This is a genomic window from Streptomyces sp. NPDC004721, from assembly GCF_053601495.1.
The window spans coordinates 1-12,904 of the sequence record NZ_JBSGBZ010000007.1; the positions used below are offsets into that span (position 1 = coordinate 1).

The window sequence follows — 12,904 nt, forward strand, 5'->3', positions numbered from 1 at the left end:
TCGTGACGGGTGGTCCTACGCCTGTTCGTGTTCAGGGGTCGCTGCCAGTGCTGAGCGCCCCAGCGGCTGGTGTAGGCCGGGTCGACGGCGACGACCGTGACGCCCAGCTCGGCCGCCATCGACACCAGCCGTGCGCGCAGCCAGGCGGTGGGCATCCCGGAGATCAGTTTGCGGAACCGTTTGCGGCGTCCGTGCTTCTCCCGGGTCTTCTCGGCGGCGAAGTCCAGGTCCTCGATCGCGAGGGCCAGGCCGTGCCGTGCGGTCCAGCGCAGGAGGCGGATCAGAGCGTGCCGCAGCTGTGCGTCGCGGTGCTGTGCGGTGCCGGTCAGCTGGTAGTCGAAGCGGCGGGGTTTGCCGACGGGGTTACCGTGCTCGTCCAGGCGCCAGGCGGCCAGGTGGTCGGCGTTCATGTCCACCCCGGCCAGCCCACCCGCACGAGCCGCCTGCAGCGGCACAGTCCTGACCGGCGGGTTCTGCCAGGAGGCGGTCACGTACCAGCGGTTTCGGCCGGTGTCGTAGTGGATGCGGTAGGCCACCGCCCGGTTCGCGGCGATGCGGTGGGCCCACTGCCCGCCCCGGTGCCGGAATACGGCCCGGCAGGCGAGCACGTACCGGCCATGAGGCGCGTTCGCCAGCCCCGCCAGCGGCGCCGGAAGCCGGATGCTCACCTCACCGCCGGGGGTGATGCGGATCGTCTCGTTGCCGTACCGCTTCCCGGACTCACCATCGGCCTGCAGGAACCACCGCCCGGCCTCCCAGCGCAACCGCCAGCCGACCTCGGTCAGCCCGGCGGCTTCGAGGTGGTGCCGGTTGCGGAGTAGATTCTTGCCGCCGCGCACCACCCGCACCCGTCCGGCTTCCCAGTCGGCCCGTACCTGCTCCAGCCGGTCCTGAAGCACGTGCAGCCGCCGAGACTTGGCGAACCACTCCCGCCGGGAGCGGTAACCGCCCGGCGGGACCTTGAAGCCCTTGGCCCCAACGGGCTGCGAGAGCCGGTTCCTGATCGTCTCGACGCCTGCCTGCAGGCTGTGGAGGTGGGCGAGCTGACCGCGCCGGGCCAACGCCCACTGATCGTGCGTGGCCTTGGTGATGCTGCCCGCCCACCGCGAAGACGAATCGCCGGTCAACGCCCGCTTGCGCCGCGCCCACTGCTCACCGTCGTGGTCCAGGCCCGCCGCGCAGCGGGCATGCAGGTCGCGGGAGGCCAGCGAGCCGAGCAGAGCGCCGACCAGGCGCAGGACCGTCTCGTCCTGCCCGGTCAGGCCCTTGAGGCTGGAGCGGATCGCCACCCCGGACGGGCCGGGCACCACGAACGACGCCGCCACCTCGCGCAGCCCGCCCACACCACACCCCACCCGATGCCGAAGAACTCCTCACCGCACCCAACGACCACTCCGGCCGAAGGTCACGCATTCGAAACGAGAACTCCCGGTCGCCTACAAAGACCGCGCGCCTTCACGCACGCCATGCTCACTCATACGCACCAGAACACGCCCAGCCACAGTCAAACGCCAGCAGTTCACAACCCCTGGCCCGTACCGCCGGGCCCGTGCTCGCCGAGCCTGGCCAGCTGGGTCTGGAACCAGTCGAGGCGCGCCTGCAACAGGGCGGCCTCCGCGACGAGTTCGGGCACCCCGAGCCCTTCGGGTCCGGCGAGCGGCCCGGCGGGCGATCCCGATGCGGCAACCGCCGCGGCGACCAGTGCCGGCCCGCAGCCGCCCGCCACGACCCGCAGCCCGTCCCCGGCCAGCCGGGCGAAGCCGGCGAGCGTCACGGACGTACGACCGCGCAGGCAGCCCGCGCAGACGGCGGTCAGCGCGCGCCAGCCGGGCCTGCCCCAGCCCGCGTCGGCCAGGGCGGAGGCGGGCGCGCCGCACGCGCACGGGCCGACCGCCGCCGTGCGCACTCGCTGGCGGGCGTAGCGGAAACCGCGCTCGTAGCGGATGTAGGCGCCGAGGACGGAGACCTCCAGCAGGACGGCACTGCGGTGGTCGGCCGTGCACAGCAGGGCCTCGGCGGCGACGCGTTCGTGCACGCAGTGGAACCCGCAGTCGCACAGGCGGGCGGGTGGCCGGTGCCGGCGGCCGTAGACGCAGGCCGCGTCCGCGACGACGCCGTACGGCAGTGCGCCGCCGAGCGACACACCGGTGAAGCGGACCCGGGTGCCGTCGTGGGACAGCACCGGGTGGGCGATCTTGTATCCGGTCGGCGGCTCCGTGGGGCGTTCCGCGGGCAGCCGCAGCCTCATCGGACGGCCGGAGCCTCTTCGGGCGTGGCGGCGGCCCGCGGTTCCTGGATCCGCTGGATCTCCTGGACCGCCTCGGGGAGTCCGGTCTCCTTCTCGCGGGCCGGCGACCGCTCCTCCGCGACTCCGGTGGCCAGTGCCTTGCCGAGCTTCATGACGCTCTACCTTTCTGCCGGGCCTGCCCCAGCCATTCGTAGGGTTTGGGGACCCAGGGGAGCCGGGTGTGGCTTTCATGACGCTGCCGACCATGGCTTGGGAGGCTTGGCCGCCCGGCTCCCCACGACGACTCGGCCGCCAATTGGGAAGTGCGAACAAGTCGCTGTGTAGAGCAATGCCGGCGAGGTCGTCCGTGGTGTGGCATGCAGGTACGACCGACTGGAGCACGATGAGCCGGATATGGGCTGGGACCGACTGTGGCAAGACCCACCACCACTGCCTGGTGCTGGACGCCGAAGGGAACACGCTGCTGTCGCGGCGGGTCGCCAACGACGAGCCGGAGCTGCTTGAACTCCTGCGTGTCGTACTCGACCTCGCCGACGGTGGCCAGGTCACCTGGGCACTGGACATGACCGGCGGGGAGCCGGGCCTGCTGATCACGCTCCTGTTCGGCCACGGCCAGGAACTGGTCTACATCCCGGGCAAGGCCGTCAACCGTGCCAGCGACTCCTACCGCGGCGAGGGCAAGACCGACGCCCGCGACGCCCTGGTCATCGCCGACCAGGCCCGGATGCGCCGCGACCTCCAGCCGATCCGCCCGGGTGACGAGGCGACCGTGGAACTGGAGTTGCTCACCGCCCGGCGCGTCGACCTGGTGGCAGACCGCACGCGGACGGTCAGCCGCCTGCGCGCCACTATGACCAGCATGTTCCCGGCTCTCGAGCGGGCCTTGGACGTCACTAACGCCGGGCCGCTGATCCTGCTGACCGGCTACCAGACCCCGGCCGCCATTCGCCGTGCCGGGGCCAAGCGCCTTGCCACCTGGCTGCGCAATCGCAAGGTCCGTAGTGCTGAGGCCCTGGCTAGCGAGGCCGTGCAGGCCGCCGAGCGCCAGCACACCGCTGTGGTCGGCGAGAAGCCCATCGCCGCGATGGTCCACACCCTGGCGAGGGAGGTGATCGCCCTCAACGAGAAGATCGCCGAGACCGACAAGCTCATCGAGGGCCGGTTTCGCCAGCACGAACTCGCCGAAGTGATCGCAAGCGTGCCCGGTATCGGGCCCCTGCTCGGCGCCGAGTTCCTTGCTGCCGTCGGCGGTGACCTGGCCGCGTTCCCGACCCCTGACCGGCTCGCCGCTTTCGCCGGCGTCGCACCGGCACCCCGCGACTCCGGTAAGACCAGCGGGAACCTGCACCGGCCACAGCGCTACCACCGCAGACTTCAGCGCGTCTTCTACACGTCCGCGCTTATCAGCATCCGATGCGACCCCAACTCTCGGGCGTTCTACGACCGGAAGAGGGCCGAAGGCAAGCGGCACGTCCAAGCGGTACTCGCCCTCGCACGGCGCCGCGTGAACGTCATCTGGGCACTGATCCGTGACCGAAGGTGCTACCAAGTCGCACCACTCGTCACCGGGGCGGCTTGACAACAACATTAGGAAGCCTCCCGTGCCTGCACGTCGGTGACCTCCTGCCCATGGTGACGCATGACGGGCGACTTGGACACAGGGCACCATCGCTCCAGCTCTGCTTACGGATATCCGGTAGAGGAATTAAGTGGAGCTTCACGGTCGCCCTGTCGACACTACTTCCATGACGACGACCACAGCCACTGCCGCCCCTCCCTTCGGCCGCGCCCTGTGCGCCATGATCACGCCCTTCACCGACTCGGGCGCGCTCGACCTCGACGGCGCCCAGCGGCTCGCCGACCGGCTGGTGACCGAGGGCTGCGACGGCCTCGTGCTCAGCGGCACGACGGGCGAGTCGCCGACCACGACGGACAACGAGAAGTCGGCGCTGGTTCGGGCCGTGCGCGAGGCGGTCGGGGAGCACGCCTCGATCGTGGCGGGCGTGGGCACCGCCGACACCCGGCACACCGTCGAGCTGGCGCTGGCTGCCGAGAAGGCGGGCGCGGACGGGGTGCTGGTGGTGACGCCGTACTACAGCAGGCCGCCGCAGGACGCCGTGGAGGAGCACTTCCGCACGGTGGCGGACGCCTCCGGGCTGCCAGTGGTGCTCTACGACATCCCCGGCCGCACCGGCACGCGCATCGAGCCGGACACCATGCTGCGGCTGGCCGCGCACCCCCGGATCGTGGCGGTCAAGGACTGCTCCTACGACTTCCTCGGCACCCAGAAGGTGCTGTCCCGCACCGAGTTGGCGTACTACGCGGGCTGCGAGGAACACATCCTCGCGCTGTACGCGGTGGGCGGTACTGGCTACGTCAGCACGGTCGCGAACCTCGTCCCGCGCCAACTGCGCTCGATCCTCGACGCGTTCGACGCGGGCGACACCGCCCGGGCCGCCCGGCTCCAGCAACAGGCCACCGAACTGATCGAGTCGACGATGTCCGCCGGCCTGCCCGGCACGGTCACCGTCAAGGCCCTGCTGAACGACCTGGACCTGCCCGCGGGCCCGGTCCGCGCCCCCCTGCGCCCCGCCGACCGAAAGACGACCGACGGCCTGCGGGCGGCGTACGAACGACTGCGGGCGGCGTAATCACAGCTGGTGCCCCGACAGACAACGTTCGCCCCGTCGCGACGCCCGGCACGCTCCCCCGAGCTCTTCGAGCAGGGGGGACCCCCACTCGCCGCACCGGCCGAAAGCCCAAGTACGCCCAGTACGAGGACTTCCGGCCGGCACTCCCCCAAGCACGCACCGGACGCCGCTCCTTCACGGGCAAGCGTCGCCTGCCGCGAGCGCTCCGCGGCAACGACTGCCTCACCACGTGGGACACGGTCTCAGCGGCTCTGGTGAAGTTCGGTGCTGGTCCTTGGATGCGGGCTCGCCGACGGTTCAGGACCTGGTCCACGGCGGCGCCGATCGCCTCGATGCCGGCAGGGGTGCGGCGGGGATAGCCTCTGGCCATGCCGAGCTTCGAGATCACACCGATAGGTACGGTCCGGAACAACCGGACGAACGTCCAGCACACGGACAACTGGGGTGCCGTCCGCAGCACGATCACCATCGACGAGCGCTTCGGCGAGGCCTGCCTCCAGGGCCTGGAGGGCTTCTCCCACGTGGAGGTCCTCTTCATCTTCGACCAGTTCCCGGAACACGACGACTACCGCGAACCCCGCCCCTACCGCGGCCGCTCCGACCTCCCGCCCGTTGGCGTCTTCGCCGGCCGCGGCCCCCGCAGGCCGAACCGCATCGGGGTGACGCCCTGCGCCATCGAATCCGTCCACGGCCGCGAACTGACGGTGGTGGGCCTCGACGCGGTCTCGGGCACGCCGGTCATCGACCTGAAGCCGACGATGGAGGAGTTCCGCCCGGTGAACATCAAGCAGCCGGAATGGGTCAGCCGCCTGATGTCGGAGTACTTCCAGCCGTAGGACGTGGGACAGAGATGATCGCTGCCGGCACAGCGCGGTCATCACACCGCCGCCGGCCGCCGCCTTGTACCCGCACCGGCGGCTCCGGCGCCGCGTCGTTCGTCATCGTTCAGCGCCTTGCCGATCTCCAGCAGACGACCCTCGGGCAGGGCGGAGAGCAGTTCCGGCCAGGCAGTGCCAGGCCCCATGGAGTGGCCATCGTCCACGTCGGGGGTCTCCGCTGCGGACCAAGGCGCACCCCTCGGTCTCGGTAGGCCGTGGAGGCAGGCGTGACGGTCGTGGTGTGCTGGTGCGAGTGCGGGACTAGCCTGGAAAGTACTCGGGCGGCCGTTCGGGCCGAGGAGCTTTCCTGGTGTCGACCTTGTGGCCAAGCGGGCGCGCGGCACGCGTTCAGGGTCTCCATTCTTCCTCATGAGGTCGAGGCGCCGCTCAAAGTCGGCACCCTCATCAGGCCTTTCGCCCTCTGGCTGGGCGCCCCTTCGCATCGCCGACAGGCGTGTGTCCCAGGCAGGAGGACAGAGATGGCTTGGAATGTGAACGGTACCTACCTCGAGAGCTGCAACTGCGACACCGTGTGTCCGTGCACCACCTCAGGCATGACCGCACCCGCCGACAACGAGCGCTGCCAGGTGACTCTCGCGTTCCACGTCGCACGGGGTGAGGTCGACGGCGTGGACGTGTCGGACCACAGCGTCGTGGTCTTCGCCGACACGCCCCGCGTGATGGCCGACGGCGGCTGGCAGGTCGTGCTGTACGTCGACGCTTCGGCCGACGACAGCCAGGCGGACGCGCTGGGCAAGGTCTTCTCCGGGCAGGTGGGCGGACCGATGGCGGCGCTCGTCCCCCTCATCGGCGAGGTCCTCGGCGTCGAACGCGTTTCCATCGGCTTCCACGACGACGGTCGCCGCCACACGGTGCGGGTGGCGGACGTCATCGACATCGAGATCGAGGACCAGGTGGCCCCACAGTTCGGCGAGGACGGTCCTGTGATGGGGCTGACCGGCATGTTCCACCCGGCGAACAGTACGTTGACGATCGCCCGATCGACGCGGGCCATCGGCAATGGCGTACACGGCCGCTCATGGGACTTCACCGGCCGCAACGCACACTCGGCACCCTTCTCATGGTCGGCGTGACCAGGACAACGATCACAGTCCAGCACAGCGCGCGCTACTCCGGGCCGGTGCTGCTCACGGCGGCCGCGGCCTGGGCGTGGGTGGCACTGCGCTGGGGGGACATGGGCTTCCGGACCATGGCAGGGAATCTGCCCGCCTTCATGGGCATGTGGACGATCATGATGACCGCGATGATGCTGCCGGCCACGGCACCTGTCGCCTCGTTGTACGCGAGGACGGTCCCCATTCACCGGGCGCCGCGCATGATCGCGTTCACCGCCGGCTACGTGCTGGTCTGGGCCGCCGCCGGGCTGCCGGCGTACGCCTTGGCCGTCGTCGCGACGCACGTCGCAACGACACATCCCGCGACCGGGACGGCGGCCGCCGCCGCCGTTTTCGCCATCAACGGTGTCTATCAGCTGACCGCCCTCAAGGATTTCTGCCTCGCCAAGTGCCGCTCACCGATCGGCCTGTTGCTGCGCTACGCGTCGTACCGCGGCCCCTCACGCCACCTACGTGCCGGAGCGCATCACGGCGCGTTCTGCCTGGGATGCTGCTGGTCCTTGATGCTGCTGCTCACGGCGTTCGGTGTGATGAATCCTTGGGCCATGGTGGGCCTGGCCGCCATCGTCACCGCGGAGAAACGCTTGCCGCGGGGTCGTCCTGTCGCCCGGGTCGTCGGCCTCACCTCGCTCGCGCTCGCGATCGCCGTCTTCTGGGTGCCCCTGCTGGCCCCCAACCTCACAGGCGGCGGCATGACCGAGATGGGCCTCCGTCACCTGTGGTGGCAGGTGGCGCCCGTGAGCGGTCCTCCATTCCGCCACTTGTCCGTGAGCTGGTAGCGGCCCGGTCCCTGGCGGGCGGTCAGGACGAACTCACGCATGAGCGCCCTCCCGGGCCGTCCTGGGGCCGTGGAAGGGCGCTCAACGGTGACCAACGCCGACAGCTGCCGACAGCTCACAGCAGCAGGTCAGAGCAGCAGGTCAGAGCATTGATGCCGTACGCGGCCGCACGTCACGGCCGCCGTTGCTCAGTTGTGGCTGTGCAGGATCTCGTTCAGGCCGCCCCAGACCGCGTTGTTCGGGCGGGCCTCGACGGCGCCGGTGACCGAGTTGCGGCGGAAGAGGATGTTGGAGGCGCCGGACAGCTCGCGTGCCTTGACGATCTGGCCGTCGGGCATCGTCACACGGGTGCCGGCGGTGACGTACAGACCGGCCTCGACCACGCACTCGTCGCCGAGCGCGATGCCCACGCCCGCCTCGGCGCCGACCAGGCAGCGCTCGCCGATCGCGATGATCACGTTGCCGCCGCCGGAGAGAGTGCCCATGGTGGAGGCGCCGCCGCCGATGTCGGAGCCGTCGCCGACCACGACGCCCGCGGAGATGCGGCCCTCGACCATGGAGGTGCCGAGGGTGCCCGCGTTGAAGTTCACGAAGCCCTCGTGCATCACGGTGGTGCCCTCGGCGAGGTGTGCGCCGAGCCGCACCCGGTCGGCGTCGGCGATGCGGACGCCCTTCGGGACGACGTAGTCGGTCATCCGCGGGAACTTGTCGATCGAGGTCACCTGGAGGTGCAGGCCCTCGGCGCGGGCGTTGAGCCGCACCTTCTCGATGTCGTCGACGGCGACCGGGCCGAGCGAGGTCCAGGCGACGTTGGCGAGGTGACCGAAGATGCCGTCCAGGCTCTGGCCGTGCGGCTTGACCAGCCGGTGCGAGAGCAGGTGCAGGCGCAGGTAGACGTCGTGCGCGTCGATCGGCTTCTCGTCGAGCGAGGCGATGACCGTGCGGACCGCGACCACCTCGACGCCCCGGCGCGCGTCCGGCCCGATCGCCGCGGTGGCACCGTCGCCGAGCAGTTCCGCGGCCCGCTCGGCGGACAGCCGCTCGCTGCCGGCCGGGCCGGGCTGGTCCGTCAGCTCGGGGGCGGGGAACCAGGTGTCGAGAACGGTGCCGTCGGCGGCGATCGTGGCGAGTCCGGCGGCCACGGCGCCGGTGGTGCGGGGAGCAGTCGTGTCGGTCATAGAAGGAAACCTAACGTGAGGCGGCGCGCACCGGCGAACCGGTGCCATGGGCGTCTCAAGTGCCGGTCAGGGGCCCGCGCGGGAGGCGGCACGGTGGTGCGCCGCCTCCTGCTCAGGTGTCCGCGGGCGGCGGGATCATCCGCGTCAGCATCTCGCGCGCGTAGCTCTCGTCGTACGAGGTTCCGGTCAGCAGCACCTGGAGGCAGATGCCGTCCATCAGGGCCACCAGGGCGCGGGCGGTGGTCGGGTCGGTGCGACGGGAGAGCAGGGTCGCGACGTCCTCGGCCCACTCGGCGGCGACGGGACGGAGCGCCGGCCGGCGCAGGGCGGCGAGGTACAGCTCGTACTCCAGCTCCACCCCGGTGCGATCACCGGACAGCCACTCCCCCATCCAGCCCGCGAGCGCCTCCGCGAGGTCGGTGCGCGGGTCGTCCAGACCGCCGCGCGCGGCGATCACCTTGGCGAAGCCGTCGCTGGCCTGTCCGAGGGCCGCGACCATCAGCTCGTCCAGCGTCCGGAAGTGGTACGTGGTGGAGCCCAGCGGTACGTCCGCCTCCGCGGCCACCGTACGGTGGGTCAGCCCGGCGAGGCCCTTGGCGCCCACCACGCGGAGCGCCGCGTCGATGATCCGCTGCCGTCGCTCGGGGTCGTGCCGCCGGGCCATCAGTGGGCCCCGCCCAGGCTGAGGACGACCACTCCGCCGATGATCAGGACGATCCCGGCGACCTTGGCAAGACTCATCCCCTCCCCGAACAGCACCAGGCCGAGCGCGGCGACGGCCGCGGTGCCGATGCCGGACCAGATCGCGTAGGCCGTGCCGATGGCCACGGTCCGCAGGGTCTGGGCGAGCAGCACGAAGGAGAGGACGTACCCGACGACGGTCACCAGCGAGGGCCCGAACCTGCTGAAGCCTTCGCTGTACTTCATGGCCGTCGTGGCCGCGACTTCCGCGGCGATGGCACCGACGAGCATCACGTATCCCATGAGGGCGAGCGTATCCGCCGATGTGTACGGCCGTACACATCGGGGTCTTCGATCACCACTGATAATGCTGCGGCGGGTGACGGCACAGACCTGGAGGAGCGCCGCGCGTGAGGGCCGACGACACGCCGAAGAGGACCGACTCGCCCCGCGAGCGAATGCCGAAACGGCGAGGTCCTCCGAGGGACCTCGCCGTTTCGTCGTTCGCTCGTGGATCTCAGACGTTGAAGCCGAGCGCCCGCAACTGCTCACGGCCATCGTCCGTGATCTTGTCGGGGCCCCACGGCGGCATCCAGACCCAGTTGATGCGCAGCTCGTTGACAAGGCCGTCCGTGGCGGACTTGGCCTGGTCCTCGATGACGTCGGTGAGCGGGCAGGCCGCGGACGTCAGGGTCATGTCGATGGTCGCGATGTTCGACTCGTCGACGTGGATGCCGTAGATCAGGCCGAGGTTGACGACGTCGATGCCCAGCTCGGGGTCGACGACGTCCATCAGGGCCTCACGGAGCTCCTCCTCCGAGGCCGGCTTCATCTCCACGGTCTCGCTCATGCGGTCTTCCTTTCGGCGTCGGCGCCGCCCAGCGCCTGGGCCGTCGCGTCCTTCCAGGCCATCCAGCTCAACAGGGCGCACTTCACCCGGGCCGGGTACTTGGACACCCCGGCGAACGCCACGGCGTCCTCCAGGACGTCCGCCATCGCGTCGTCGGGCTCGATCCGGCCCTTGGACTGCATCAGCTCCAGGAAGGTCTCCTGGATCTTCTGCGCCTCGGCCAGCTCCCTGCCGACGAGCAGCTCGTTCAGTACGGAGGCCGAGGCCTGGCTGATCGAGCAGCCCTGGCCCTCGTACGAGACATCCTTGATCGTCGTGCCGTCGTACTTCACTCGGAGGGTGATCTCGTCGCCGCACGTCGGGTTCACATGGTGCACCTCGGCGTCGCCATCCCTCAGACCACGCCCGTGCGGGTGCTTGTAGTGGTCCAGGATGACTTCCTGGTACATCGAGTCCAACTTCATGCGATCGCTCGTCCCGTCAGCCGAAGAAGTTCCGTACGTGCTCCAGGCCGTCGACCAGAGCGTCGATCTCGGCCGGCGTGGAGTACAGATAGAACGACGCTCGCGTGGTCGCAGGAATTCCGTACCGCAGGCACACCGGCCGCGCGCAGTGGTGGCCCACGCGCACCGCGATGCCCTGCTCGTCGAGGACCTGGCCCACGTCGTGCGGGTGGATGTCACCGAGTGTGAAGGAGATGGCCGCGCCCCGGTCCTCGGCCGTCGTCGGGCCGATGATCCTCAGGTCGGGGACCTCCGCCAGCCGCCGCACCGCGTACTCGGTGAGCGCGTGCTCGTGGGCGAGGACCTTGTCCATCCCGATCGAGTTCAGGTAGTCGATCGCCGCGCCCAGACCGACCGCCTGCGCGATCGGCGGCGTGCCCGCCTCGAACTTGTGCGGGGCGGGGGCGTACGTCGACGAGTGCATCGACACCGTCTCGATCATCTCGCCGCCGCCGAGGAACGGAGGCAGGTCCTCCAGCAGCTCCTGGCGGCCCCAGAGCACGCCGATGCCGGTCGGGCCGCACATCTTGTGGCCAGTGAAGGCCACGAAGTCGGCCTGGAGGGCCTGTACGTCCAGCGGCATGTGCGGCGCGGCCTGCGAGGCGTCGATGCACACCAGCGCGCCGACCTCCTGCGCGCGGCGGACTATCGCCTCGACCGGGTTCACGGTGCCGAGGATGTTGGACACCAGCACGAAGGAGACGATCTTCGTCTTCTCGGTGATGACCTCGTCGATGTTGGACAGGTCGAGGCGGCCGTCGTCGGTGAGGCCGAACCACTTCAGCTTCGCGCCCGTGCGCTGCGCCAGCAGCTGCCAGGGAACGATGTTGGAGTGGTGCTCCATCTCCGTGATGACGATCTCGGTCTCGTGGTCCACCCGGTAGGGCTCGTCGGCCCAGCCGAGCATGTTCGCCACGAGGTTGAGCGACTCGGAGGCGTTCTTGGTGAAGATCACCTCGTCGCGGCTCGGTGCGTTGATGAACGCGGCGACCTTGTCGCGCGCGCCCTCGTACAGCGCCGTGGCCTCCTCGGCGAGCACATGCACACCGCGGTGGACGTTGGCGTTGTAGCGCTCGTAGTACTCGCTCAGGGCGTCCAGCACCTGGCGCGGTTTCTGCGAGGTCGCCGCGTTGTCCAGGTACACGAGCTTCCTGCCGTCGTGGACCAGCCGGTCCAGGACGGGGAAGTCCTTGCGGATCGCCTCTGTGTCGAGGAGGCCCGGCAGCTGTGTCACGCGGATGCGCCACCCTTCACGTATGCCTCGTAGCCCTCGTTCTCCAGCTTGTCCGCGAGCGCGGCGCCGCCGGACTCGACGATCCGGCCGCCGGCGAACACGTGGACGTGGTCGGGCTTGATGTAGCGCAGGATGCGCGTGTAGTGGGTGATGAGCAGGGTGCCGACCTGGCCGCTCTCGCGGACCCTGTTCACGCCCTCCGACACGATACGCAGGGCGTCGACGTCGAGGCCGGAGTCGGTCTCGTCGAGGACCGCGATCTTCGGCTTGAGCAGCTCGAGCTGGAGGATCTCGTGCCGCTTCTTCTCACCGCCGGAGAAGCCCTCGTTCACGTTGCGCTCGGCGAAGGCCGGGTCCATGGAGAGCCGCTGCATGGCCTCCTTGACCTCCTTCACCCAGGTGCGCAGCTTCGGCGCCTCGCCGCGGATGGCGGTGGCGGAGGAGCGGAGGAAGTTGGAGACCGAGACGCCGGGGACCTCGACCGGGTACTGCATCGCCAGGAACAGGCCCGCGCGGGCGCGCTCGTCGACGGACATCTCCAGGACGTCCTCACCGTCGAGGGTGACGGAGCCGCCGGACACGGTGTACTTGGGGTGGCCCGCGAGGGCGTAGGCGAGGGTCGACTTGCCCGAGCCGTTGGGGCCCATGATGGCGTGCGTCTCGCCCTGCTTCACGGTGAGGTCGACGCCCTTGAGGATCTCCTTCGTGGCGTTGTCGGCCTCGACGGTGACGTGCAGGTCTCGGATTTCAAGCGTTGCCATGGGTG

16 protein-coding genes are annotated in these 12,904 nt (G+C 70.0%); 5 read left to right on the forward strand and 11 right to left on the reverse strand.

Going from position 1 to position 12,904, the window contains the following annotated elements; all coding sequences use genetic code 11:
* The 3 genes from ACWEK3_RS07805 to ACWEK3_RS07815 all read right to left on the reverse strand — a co-directional run.
* Positions 1 to 1,343: IS200/IS605 family accessory protein TnpB-related protein (locus ACWEK3_RS07805; RefSeq protein ID WP_453249274.1), on the reverse strand; the 1,343-nt coding region annotated here is incomplete at its 3' end.
* Between the two features lie 176 nt (positions 1,344 to 1,519).
* On the reverse strand, positions 1,520 to 2,248 hold the full coding sequence (locus ACWEK3_RS07810) for a hypothetical protein (RefSeq protein WP_453249189.1): 729 nt from the start codon (positions 2,246 to 2,248) through the stop codon (positions 1,520 to 1,522).
* On the reverse strand, positions 2,245 to 2,400 hold the full coding sequence (locus ACWEK3_RS07815; RefSeq protein WP_450541605.1) for a hypothetical protein: 156 nt from the start codon (positions 2,398 to 2,400) through the stop codon (positions 2,245 to 2,247). The genes ACWEK3_RS07810 and ACWEK3_RS07815 overlap by 4 nt, the downstream gene beginning before the upstream one ends.
* Before the next feature lie 230 nt (positions 2,401 to 2,630).
* On the opposite strand from ACWEK3_RS07815, the gene ACWEK3_RS07820 reads away from it, so the two are divergent.
* The 3 genes from ACWEK3_RS07820 to ACWEK3_RS07830 all read left to right on the forward strand — a co-directional run bounded on the left by ACWEK3_RS07820 (position 2,631) and on the right by ACWEK3_RS07830 (position 5,735).
* Complete coding sequence (locus tag ACWEK3_RS07820) at positions 2,631 to 3,827, forward strand: IS110 family transposase (protein ID WP_453249190.1); 1,197 nt, start codon at positions 2,631 to 2,633, stop codon at positions 3,825 to 3,827.
* A gap of 166 nt (positions 3,828 to 3,993) precedes the next feature.
* Positions 3,994 to 4,899 carry a 4-hydroxy-tetrahydrodipicolinate synthase gene (gene dapA / locus ACWEK3_RS07825; RefSeq protein ID WP_450541603.1) on the forward strand — a complete coding sequence of 302 codons (906 nt, stop codon included), beginning with the start codon at positions 3,994 to 3,996 and terminating at the stop codon, positions 4,897 to 4,899.
* 368 nt (positions 4,900 to 5,267) lie between these two features.
* Complete coding sequence (locus ACWEK3_RS07830) at positions 5,268 to 5,735, forward strand: SAM-dependent methyltransferase (protein ID WP_453249191.1); 468 nt, start codon at positions 5,268 to 5,270, stop codon at positions 5,733 to 5,735.
* A 41-nt stretch (positions 5,736 to 5,776) separates the two neighbouring features.
* Here ACWEK3_RS07830 and ACWEK3_RS07835 read toward each other — a convergent pair whose 3' ends face one another.
* On the reverse strand, positions 5,777 to 5,923 hold the full coding sequence (locus ACWEK3_RS07835) for a hypothetical protein (protein WP_453249192.1): 147 nt from the start codon (positions 5,921 to 5,923) through the stop codon (positions 5,777 to 5,779).
* Between the two features lie 333 nt (positions 5,924 to 6,256).
* Between ACWEK3_RS07835 and ACWEK3_RS07840 the strand changes: the two genes are divergently transcribed.
* Positions 6,257 to 6,871 carry a DUF1326 domain-containing protein gene (locus tag ACWEK3_RS07840; protein ID WP_450541599.1) on the forward strand — a complete coding sequence of 205 codons (615 nt, stop codon included), beginning with the start codon at positions 6,257 to 6,259 and terminating at the stop codon, positions 6,869 to 6,871.
* Positions 6,868 to 7,692, forward strand: coding sequence for a DUF2182 domain-containing protein (locus tag ACWEK3_RS07845; RefSeq protein ID WP_450541597.1), 825 nt, complete (start codon positions 6,868 to 6,870; stop codon positions 7,690 to 7,692). Before ACWEK3_RS07840 ends, ACWEK3_RS07845 begins: the two co-directional genes overlap by 4 nt.
* Before the next feature lie 188 nt (positions 7,693 to 7,880).
* Here ACWEK3_RS07845 and dapD read toward each other — a convergent pair whose 3' ends face one another.
* From dapD to sufC, 7 genes are all read right to left on the reverse strand, one after another.
* Positions 7,881 to 8,870: a 2,3,4,5-tetrahydropyridine-2,6-dicarboxylate N-succinyltransferase gene (gene dapD / locus ACWEK3_RS07850; RefSeq protein ID WP_361411345.1), complete on the reverse strand. Its 990-nt coding sequence runs from the start codon at positions 8,868 to 8,870 to the stop codon at positions 7,881 to 7,883.
* A 112-nt stretch (positions 8,871 to 8,982) separates the two neighbouring features.
* Entirely contained in the window at positions 8,983 to 9,534 is a 552-nt protein-coding gene (locus ACWEK3_RS07855) for a TetR/AcrR family transcriptional regulator (RefSeq protein ID WP_450541595.1), read from the reverse strand.
* Positions 9,534 to 9,854 (reverse strand): DMT family transporter, encoded by a 321-nt coding sequence (locus tag ACWEK3_RS07860; RefSeq protein WP_361411349.1) that lies wholly within the window; start codon positions 9,852 to 9,854, stop codon positions 9,534 to 9,536. The genes ACWEK3_RS07855 and ACWEK3_RS07860 overlap by 1 nt, the downstream gene beginning before the upstream one ends.
* A 214-nt stretch (positions 9,855 to 10,068) precedes the next feature.
* Positions 10,069 to 10,401: a metal-sulfur cluster assembly factor gene (locus ACWEK3_RS07865; RefSeq protein ID WP_100569477.1), complete on the reverse strand. Its 333-nt coding sequence runs from the start codon at positions 10,399 to 10,401 to the stop codon at positions 10,069 to 10,071.
* Positions 10,398 to 10,865 carry a Fe-S cluster assembly sulfur transfer protein SufU gene (sufU, locus tag ACWEK3_RS07870; RefSeq protein WP_450541593.1) on the reverse strand — a complete coding sequence of 156 codons (468 nt, stop codon included), beginning with the start codon at positions 10,863 to 10,865 and terminating at the stop codon, positions 10,398 to 10,400. Before sufU ends, ACWEK3_RS07865 begins: the two co-directional genes overlap by 4 nt.
* A gap of 16 nt (positions 10,866 to 10,881) precedes the next feature.
* A complete protein-coding gene (locus ACWEK3_RS07875; RefSeq protein ID WP_365777009.1) occupies positions 10,882 to 12,138 on the reverse strand; it encodes a cysteine desulfurase in 1,257 nt (418 codons plus the stop codon).
* A complete protein-coding gene (sufC, locus tag ACWEK3_RS07880) occupies positions 12,135 to 12,899 on the reverse strand; it encodes a Fe-S cluster assembly ATPase SufC (protein WP_361411354.1) in 765 nt (254 codons plus the stop codon). Before sufC ends, ACWEK3_RS07875 begins: the two co-directional genes overlap by 4 nt.
* Positions 12,900 to 12,904 lie beyond the last annotated feature (5 nt).

Bases quoted from the DNA above. Each gene is read 5' to 3' on its own strand.
- ACWEK3_RS07810 (WP_453249189.1), bottom strand. From the start codon at position 2,248: ATGAGGCTGCGGCTGCCCGCGGAACGCCCCACGGAGCCGCCGACCGGA.
- ACWEK3_RS07815 (WP_450541605.1), bottom strand. From the start codon at position 2,400: ATGAAGCTCGGCAAGGCACTGGCCACCGGAGTCGCGGAGGAGCGGTCG.
- ACWEK3_RS07820 (WP_453249190.1), top strand. From the start codon at position 2,631: ATGAGCCGGATATGGGCTGGGACCGACTGTGGCAAGACCCACCACCAC.
- dapA (WP_450541603.1), top strand. From the start codon at position 3,994: ATGACGACGACCACAGCCACTGCCGCCCCTCCCTTCGGCCGCGCCCTG.
- ACWEK3_RS07830 (WP_453249191.1), top strand. From the start codon at position 5,268: ATGCCGAGCTTCGAGATCACACCGATAGGTACGGTCCGGAACAACCGG.
- ACWEK3_RS07835 (WP_453249192.1), bottom strand. From the start codon at position 5,923: ATGGGGCCTGGCACTGCCTGGCCGGAACTGCTCTCCGCCCTGCCCGAG.
- ACWEK3_RS07840 (WP_450541599.1), top strand. From the start codon at position 6,257: ATGGCTTGGAATGTGAACGGTACCTACCTCGAGAGCTGCAACTGCGAC.
- dapD (WP_361411345.1), bottom strand. From the start codon at position 8,870: ATGACCGACACGACTGCTCCCCGCACCACCGGCGCCGTGGCCGCCGGA.
- ACWEK3_RS07855 (WP_450541595.1), bottom strand. From the start codon at position 9,534: ATGGCCCGGCGGCACGACCCCGAGCGACGGCAGCGGATCATCGACGCG.
- ACWEK3_RS07860 (WP_361411349.1), bottom strand. From the start codon at position 9,854: ATGGGATACGTGATGCTCGTCGGTGCCATCGCCGCGGAAGTCGCGGCC.
- ACWEK3_RS07865 (WP_100569477.1), bottom strand. From the start codon at position 10,401: ATGAGCGAGACCGTGGAGATGAAGCCGGCCTCGGAGGAGGAGCTCCGT.
- sufU (WP_450541593.1), bottom strand. From the start codon at position 10,865: ATGAAGTTGGACTCGATGTACCAGGAAGTCATCCTGGACCACTACAAG.
- sufC (WP_361411354.1), bottom strand. From the start codon at position 12,899: ATGGCAACGCTTGAAATCCGAGACCTGCACGTCACCGTCGAGGCCGAC.